The organism is Cognatundibacterium luofuense (genome assembly GCF_018139685.1).
Classification (GTDB): Bacteria; Pseudomonadota; Gammaproteobacteria; order Burkholderiales; family Burkholderiaceae_D; genus Undibacterium; species Undibacterium luofuense.
The window spans coordinates 1-333 of the sequence record NZ_JAGSPN010000397.1 but is presented as its reverse complement, the minus strand read 5'-3'; the positions used below and the strand labels follow the sequence as shown (position 1 = coordinate 333).

The window sequence follows — 333 nt, the reverse complement described above, 5'->3', positions numbered from 1 at the left end:
ATAAATGCCTGTGCGTTTGTCAAAGGCCGGGCCCATATTACGGTCACCCCAGGGGGAACGGTTCGCTACCTGGAAGTTGCGCTCAGACAGGAAATACAGCCATTGTCCATCCGGTGAGAATACCGGTGATTGCGACTCAAAGCGGTCGCTGGTCACAAAGTGCAGCTGACGGGTATCGAGCGCATACAAGGCGATCTGATTGCGTTTGATACTGCTTGCAGAACGCACGATCGCAAGGGTTTTGGAATCCGGCGACCAGACGATTTCTGCATGATTGCCGGCACCGGCTTTGCCTGCATCATCGATCAGCTGATTCTGTCTGGTGTTCAGATC

General features: G+C 53.8%; 1 pseudogene. It reads right to left on the bottom strand.

Features of this window, described 5'->3' with window-relative positions:
* Positions 1–333: pseudogene (locus KDM89_RS20930) on the bottom strand (PD40 domain-containing protein); the annotation flags it as partial.